This is a genomic window from Sporosarcina koreensis, assembly GCF_001531445.1.
Classification (GTDB): domain Bacteria; phylum Bacillota; class Bacilli; order Bacillales_A; family Planococcaceae; genus Sporosarcina; species Sporosarcina koreensis_C.
In genome coordinates, this window is sequence record NZ_LQYA01000135.1 from 9,009 (window position 1) to 14,740 (window position 5,732).

A 5,732-nucleotide genomic window follows, 5' to 3' on the forward strand; every position below is an offset into this window, starting at 1 on the left:
AGCAGCAACAGAGAATCGACAAGGCGATTGCCAAATTGCCAACGAACATTACTGATGATTTCATTGCTGCGAAAGACTTCCGCCGTTTTATCCTAAACAAGCTGTTAACTGAAATGAATACCCAATGGGAGATGTAGCAATGATCATATCGAACACTGACAAATATACCGTAGTCCCATTGCTCGTCAATGGAACTTCACAGCATATCATGATCCGCTCTGCTGATACATTGCTTTGCACATTGCGCGATCAGCTCGGTTTGACAGGCGCTAAGCAAGCATGCGGGAATGGGGATTGCGGTGCATGTACGGTATTAGTGGATGGAAAACCGATGCATTCATGCCTTCAATTGACAATTGAAACGTTGAACTGCGGAATTACGACAATCGAAGGGCTGAAGCATTCACCGCTGAGGAAGGCGTTTGTTGACAACTGGGCGATCCAATGCGGATACTGTACACCTGGATTCATCGTCAATGGTCATGCGCTAGTAACAGAGCATCCCTACGCAGACGACGAACGGATTGAAGAATGGCTGCAATCGAACCTTTGCAGATGCACCGGTTATCAGGAAATCAAAGATGCCATCAAATCCGTCCTGGCTGCAAACATACTGAAGGAATCTGAAGGTAGAGATACTTCCGGACTGTGAAAAATGAACCCTTGGAACATACAGACCAAGGGTTCATTTTCATTTTTTAAAGCTTTTATTGCCGACGTTCAACGTTTCAATCAACTGCAATGTTTGGGCTGCCTGTTCGATCTGTTTACGGACCTGCTCCAACTGTTGCTGGACTGTGGAGGGTGCTTGGGTCGCCGCTTGTCCTTGCAACTGATTCAAAAGCTGTGCCGCTTGCTGAAGCTGTTGCTGTGCCTGTTGTACAGACTGGGAATCGAACAGCGTACTCATCTGCTGGATTGTCTGCGATGCTTTTTGCAGCTTTTGAAGGATTTGCTTTTTCTCCGTCTGGAATTGTTGTTCCATCATCTGTTGCTGTGACGATTGCTCAGTATTTTGTTGTACCATACTTTTAGTCCCCTTTCGTTTCGAATGCCCATAGTATGTGTGTATCGGAACGAGGTTAAACAAACCATTCTTCTTAACATCCGTAAACGATGCTATAATTTGGGATAAACATGATACGGGAATGGGGGATGGAGTTGGGTGGGGGAACGAATCATCAGTTTGTCATGTTTTCTACAGTGCATCTAACGGCACTTTTACTAATCGCATTTATTGTTGTGATCCTTTTTTGGCAGCGAAAGAAATTGCAAGAGAATGGTGCAAGATTGAATACGATAGAGCGAGTTTTTGCGCTTTCTTTATTCGCAATGGATATCGGTTATCACATTTGGCTCATAACGGCGGATCGTTGGAGATTGGAGGATTCCTTGCCACTCGAGTTGTGCAGTATCTCCTTGTTCGTCTCGATTGTACTACTGTGGACAGGGAATCGGTTTGCAATCGATTTTGTCATTTTCGCAGGAATCGGTGGTGCTCTTCAAGCGTTGGCAACACCTGTTCTCGATATGAATTTTCCTCATTTCCGCTTTTTCCATTTTTTCTATACACATGCTGGTATCATAGTAACCGGACTTTATTTTGTTTGGATGAAAGGCTACCAACCTACATTTAAAGGCGTATTGAAAACAATGTTGATCATCAATGCGCTGTTGCCGATTATTGTAGCTGTAAACTGGCTAGTCGGCGGGAATTATATGTTCCTTCGGATGAAACCTCAAAATGGCAGCCTGCTTAATTTTCTCGGTCCTTACCCTTGGTATATTATCTCGCTCGAAGCTGTGGCATTCGTAATCTTTACGATCATTTGGTTATTATTGCGGAGAAAAGGGAGAATAAGAGTACGATAGTTTTATATTCCGTATATTTTCTATATGGACACTATTCAACGAGAGTGCTAAAATTTACTAACCGATACAATGGGAGGGAGACGATATTCATGGAATCGAATAAGCAAACCGCGGAAAAAGCGAAAATCAGCTTGAAAGATGCAGTGAAACAGCAGCTGGAAGCGAAGAAGAATAAGACACAGTCTACAAAAACCAAAGGAAATCCGATTCAACAAACACCGAAAATGAAGAGCCAACAGTCGAAGAAAGTAACGCAATCGAGCCGGAAAATGGGTGTCTGAATAAAAAAAGCAAGTCCCGTAAAATCAAGGGACTTGCTTTTTTGTATTCTTAGAGTTGTTTCATGAGATTTGCCATCTCGATGGCAGATACGCCTGCATCCCAACCTTTATTACCAGCTTTCGTACCTGCACGTTCAACCGCTTGCTCAATTGAATCGGTCGTCAATACGCCAAAGATGACTGGTACACCTTCTGTCATATTTAGAGCGGCGACCCCTTTTGCTACTTCACTGCATACGTAATCGAAGTGGGGGGTGGAGCCTCTAATGACGGTGCCTAAAGTAATGACCGCATCATATTTCTTTGAAGCAGCCATCCGTTTCGCGATGAGCGGGATTTCAAAAGCCCCAGGCACCCAAGCGATTTCAATGTCATCCGTGTCAACACCGTGGCGGCGCAATGCGTCCTCAGCTCCACCAAGAAGCTTTCCAGAAATGAATTCATTGAACCGGGATACAACGATGCCGATTTTTAATCCTGTGCCGATTAGATGTCCTTCATATGTCATACTCATTAGTTTTCCTCCTCAGTTATGCAATAGATGTCCCAATTTCGCCTTTTTCGTTTCCATATAGAACCGGTTGTCATCCTCGACAGGCAATTCGATAGGGATCCGATTTTCTATCGTTATCCCTTGTTCTGAAAGTCCTTCAATTTTACGCGGATTGTTCGTCAACAATTGAATTCGAGTGCATCTTAGATCAGCGAGTATTTGTGCACTGATGTAATATTCCCGTAGATCATCTTCGAATCCTAAGCGAGCATTCGCCTCGACTGTGTCATACCCTTGTTCTTGCAGCTTATATGCTTTCATTTTATTGACAAGACCGATTCCGCGGCCTTCCTGACGCATATAGAGGAGAATCCCTGCTCCAGCCTCTTCGATTTGGGCAAGTGCGGCATGCAGCTGTGGACCACAGTCGCAACGGCAGGAACCGAATACATCACCCGTCAGGCATTCTGAATGGATTCTGACGAGAGGGGCTACTGTTGCTTCAGCTTCATTGATTTGGCCCTTCACAAAAGCCATATGCTCACGGCCGGTCAAACTTTCTATATAGGTGATTGCAGTGAAATCGCCATACTTCGTAGGTAAGTGAATATCGACAACTCTTTCAACGAGTCTTTCGTTTCTCTTGCGATATGCAATCAACTGTTCGATCGTCAAAATGACGAGTTCATGTTGCTTCGCAATTTCCATAAGCTTTTTACCATGTGCCATCGTTCCATCCACGTTCATAATTTCGCAAATGACTCCTGCTGGAGATGCACCGGCAAGACGTGCAAGGTCAACTGCCGCTTCCGTGTGTCCGGGGCGTTCCAAGACGCCGTTTGCTTTCGCGACTAGAGGGAAGATATGTCCCGGCCTTCTGAAGTCAGATGGCTTTGAGGAGGGATGAAGCATCTTCAATATCGTTTCCGAACGTTCAAATGCGGATATCCCGGTTCGGCAAGAAGAATGATCAATGCTGACCGTGAAAGCAGTTCCATGGGCATCGGTGTTCGTCGTTGTCATAGGAACCAATCCAAGGTCGTCCGCCAGTCGTTGTTCAATCGGGACGCATATCAAGCCTCGTCCTTCTGTCGCCATGAAATTGATCATTTCCGAAGTTGCGAAGTCAGCAAGCGCAACAAAGTCCCCTTCATTTTCACGGCTTTCGTCATCAACGACGATGATTGCTTTTCCTTTCTGTAATTCATCTATTGCTTGTTCAACTGTACCAAACATCACAAACACCTCTTATTCCAAAAATCCGCTTTTGGCAAGTGCATCCATCGTCAACCCGCCGGACGGTTTAGTTTCTTTCCTGGAGACGATCCGCTCCAAATATTTCGCCAAGATATCGCATTCCACATTGACATAGTCGCCGATACGCTTATAACCGAGTACGGAATCAGCTTGAGTGACAGGAATAAGGGATATCGTAACCCCTTGTTCGGAGATGCCGAAAATAGTCAACGAAGTACCGTCTATTGTTATGGAACCTTTCGGAACGAGATGCGATTGGAATGCGGAATCGATTCGTATATCCATATAGATTGCGTTCTCGATTGAACGCACTGCTGTAATTTCGCCTATGCAATCAACATGCCCTGTCACAAAATGGCCGCCAAAACGACCGTTCGCTGCCATAGCACGCTCCAAATTCACATGACTCCCGGGCTCCAACGTGAAAAGCGTCGTTGCTTTGAAAGTCTCGGGCATTACATCCGCTACGAATCGCGTTGTTGAAAATTCCGAAACGGTTAGACATACACCATTGACGGAAATACTATCTCCCTTTGTTACGTCTGTGAGCACATGGCTGCACGTAATCAATAATCGCATCGAAGAAGAACCTTTTTTCACTGAGTGAACGGTTCCAATTTCTTCAACAATACCTGTAAACAATCAAAATGCACCTCCATTCGTAAAAAGTGCATGGAGACGAATATCTTCTCCGATTTGCTTCACATCAAGGATACGGAGCGGTTCTGATTCCGCAATCGTTGTTCGGCTCTGATCCATGAATAGGGTAGGGCCATTACCAACCAATTTCGGCGCCATATAGAAATACAGCTCATTTGCAAGACGCGATTGAATGAAACTGGAATGGACCTGGCTTCCGCCTTCCACTAACAGCGTCATGATATCTCGTTTAGCAAGTCGAGTGAGAACTTCATCCAAAAAGTTGACCTGTTCCGATATCAATTCCAGATGAACGAATGGGAGATCGGTAAAAGTACGCGAACGATTCGATTCAAGTGTAAAAATAATCGTTTCGGCAGCTTGATCCTGAATGACATTTGCGGTTTCAGGCGTCCTTAGATGCCTATCTAAAATAATACGTGTTGGGTTCTTTCCACCATGGGGCAAACGGGTGGTGAGGAAAGGGTTATCTTTAAGAATTGTGTTAACACCTACTAAAATTGCATCATGGGTATGGCGGAGGGTATGGACATCGTGTCTTGAACTTTCAGACGTAATCCATTTGCTGTTCCCATTTTGCGTTGCAAGGCGGCCATCGAGAGTGGCGGCTGCCTTTAAAGTGACGTAGGGTTTTTTGTGTTGAATAAAATGAAAAAATGCCCGGTTGCTAACATCCGCCTCTTCTTTACATACATCTGTGATCACTTCAATACCTGCATCCCGAAGAAGCCTAATCCCTTTCCCATTGACGGAAGGATTCGGATCTGTGGACGCAATGAAAACACGGCGAATGCCGCTTGCAATGATCGCCTCGGTGCATGCAGGCGTCTTTCCGACGTGCGCACAAGGCTCCAACGTGACATAGAGATCTGCATCGACTGCATTGGAACCGGCCATACGGAGGGCGTGCACTTCAGCATGAGGTGTACCAGCTTGCATATGCGCACCTGTCCCGACAATCTTGCCGTTTTTCACACAAACAGCACCGACGATTGGGTTCGGTGACGTTTGACCTTCTGCAAGCTTCGCAAGATCTAAAGCTATTTTCATATAATCGGCGTGTTCCATTGAATTCCCCCTTTCTTTTATTGAAAAGGGCGGATAAATAATTGGGCATGGTCATCAAACTCGAGCAGCTTCTCCCATCCAGACTTTAACTGTCGGTGCCG

At 45.3% G+C, this 5,732-nt stretch carries 8 protein-coding genes; 3 read left to right on the forward strand and 5 right to left on the reverse strand.

What is annotated here, in order from left to right:
• Window positions 1-139 precede the first annotated feature (139 nt).
• Window positions 140-652, forward strand: coding sequence for a (2Fe-2S)-binding protein (locus AWV70_RS14315; protein WP_060208495.1), 513 nt, complete (start codon window positions 140-142; stop codon window positions 650-652).
• A 39-nt stretch (window positions 653-691) separates the two neighbouring features.
• Here the strand turns inward: AWV70_RS14315 and AWV70_RS14320 are convergent, their stop codons facing one another.
• Window positions 692-1,027: a hypothetical protein gene (locus tag AWV70_RS14320; protein WP_060208499.1), complete on the reverse strand. Its 336-nt coding sequence runs from the start codon at window positions 1,025-1,027 to the stop codon at window positions 692-694.
• Between the two features lie 128 nt (window positions 1,028-1,155).
• On the opposite strand from AWV70_RS14320, the gene AWV70_RS14325 reads away from it, so the two are divergent.
• Window positions 1,156-1,872, forward strand: a complete 717-nt coding sequence (locus tag AWV70_RS14325) for a TIGR02206 family membrane protein (RefSeq protein WP_060208502.1) — start codon at window positions 1,156-1,158, stop codon at window positions 1,870-1,872.
• Between the two features lie 89 nt (window positions 1,873-1,961).
• Window positions 1,962-2,153, forward strand: coding sequence for a hypothetical protein (locus AWV70_RS14330; protein WP_060208505.1), 192 nt, complete (start codon window positions 1,962-1,964; stop codon window positions 2,151-2,153).
• Window positions 2,154-2,202: 49 nt separating this feature from the next.
• Here AWV70_RS14330 and ribE (AWV70_RS14335) read toward each other — a convergent pair whose 3' ends face one another.
• From ribE (AWV70_RS14335) to ribD, 4 genes are read right to left on the reverse strand one after another with little or no spacing between them, the layout of a single operon-like run.
• Window positions 2,203-2,667: a 6,7-dimethyl-8-ribityllumazine synthase gene (gene ribE / locus AWV70_RS14335; RefSeq protein WP_060208508.1), complete on the reverse strand. Its 465-nt coding sequence runs from the start codon at window positions 2,665-2,667 to the stop codon at window positions 2,203-2,205.
• 12 nt (window positions 2,668-2,679) lie between these two features.
• Window positions 2,680-3,882, reverse strand: coding sequence for a bifunctional 3,4-dihydroxy-2-butanone-4-phosphate synthase/GTP cyclohydrolase II (locus AWV70_RS14340; RefSeq protein ID WP_060208511.1), 1,203 nt, complete (start codon window positions 3,880-3,882; stop codon window positions 2,680-2,682).
• Between the two features lie 12 nt (window positions 3,883-3,894).
• A complete protein-coding gene (gene ribE, locus AWV70_RS14345; protein ID WP_060208514.1) occupies window positions 3,895-4,545 on the reverse strand; it encodes a riboflavin synthase in 651 nt (216 codons plus the stop codon).
• Window positions 4,546-5,631, reverse strand: coding sequence for a bifunctional diaminohydroxyphosphoribosylaminopyrimidine deaminase/5-amino-6-(5-phosphoribosylamino)uracil reductase RibD (gene ribD, locus AWV70_RS14350; protein WP_060208517.1), 1,086 nt, complete (start codon window positions 5,629-5,631; stop codon window positions 4,546-4,548).
• Window positions 5,632-5,732 lie beyond the last annotated feature (101 nt).

Bases quoted from the DNA above. Each gene is read 5' to 3' on its own strand.
- AWV70_RS14325 (WP_060208502.1), top strand. From the start codon at position 1,156: ATGGAGTTGGGTGGGGGAACGAATCATCAGTTTGTCATGTTTTCTACA.
- AWV70_RS14315 (WP_060208495.1), top strand. From the start codon at position 140: ATGATCATATCGAACACTGACAAATATACCGTAGTCCCATTGCTCGTC.
- AWV70_RS14320 (WP_060208499.1), bottom strand. From the start codon at position 1,027: ATGGTACAACAAAATACTGAGCAATCGTCACAGCAACAGATGATGGAA.
- AWV70_RS14330 (WP_060208505.1), top strand. From the start codon at position 1,962: ATGGAATCGAATAAGCAAACCGCGGAAAAAGCGAAAATCAGCTTGAAA.
- ribD (WP_060208517.1), bottom strand. From the start codon at position 5,631: ATGGAACACGCCGATTATATGAAAATAGCTTTAGATCTTGCGAAGCTT.
- AWV70_RS14340 (WP_060208511.1), bottom strand. From the start codon at position 3,882: ATGTTTGGTACAGTTGAACAAGCAATAGATGAATTACAGAAAGGAAAA.
- ribE (WP_060208508.1), bottom strand. From the start codon at position 2,667: ATGAGTATGACATATGAAGGACATCTAATCGGCACAGGATTAAAAATC.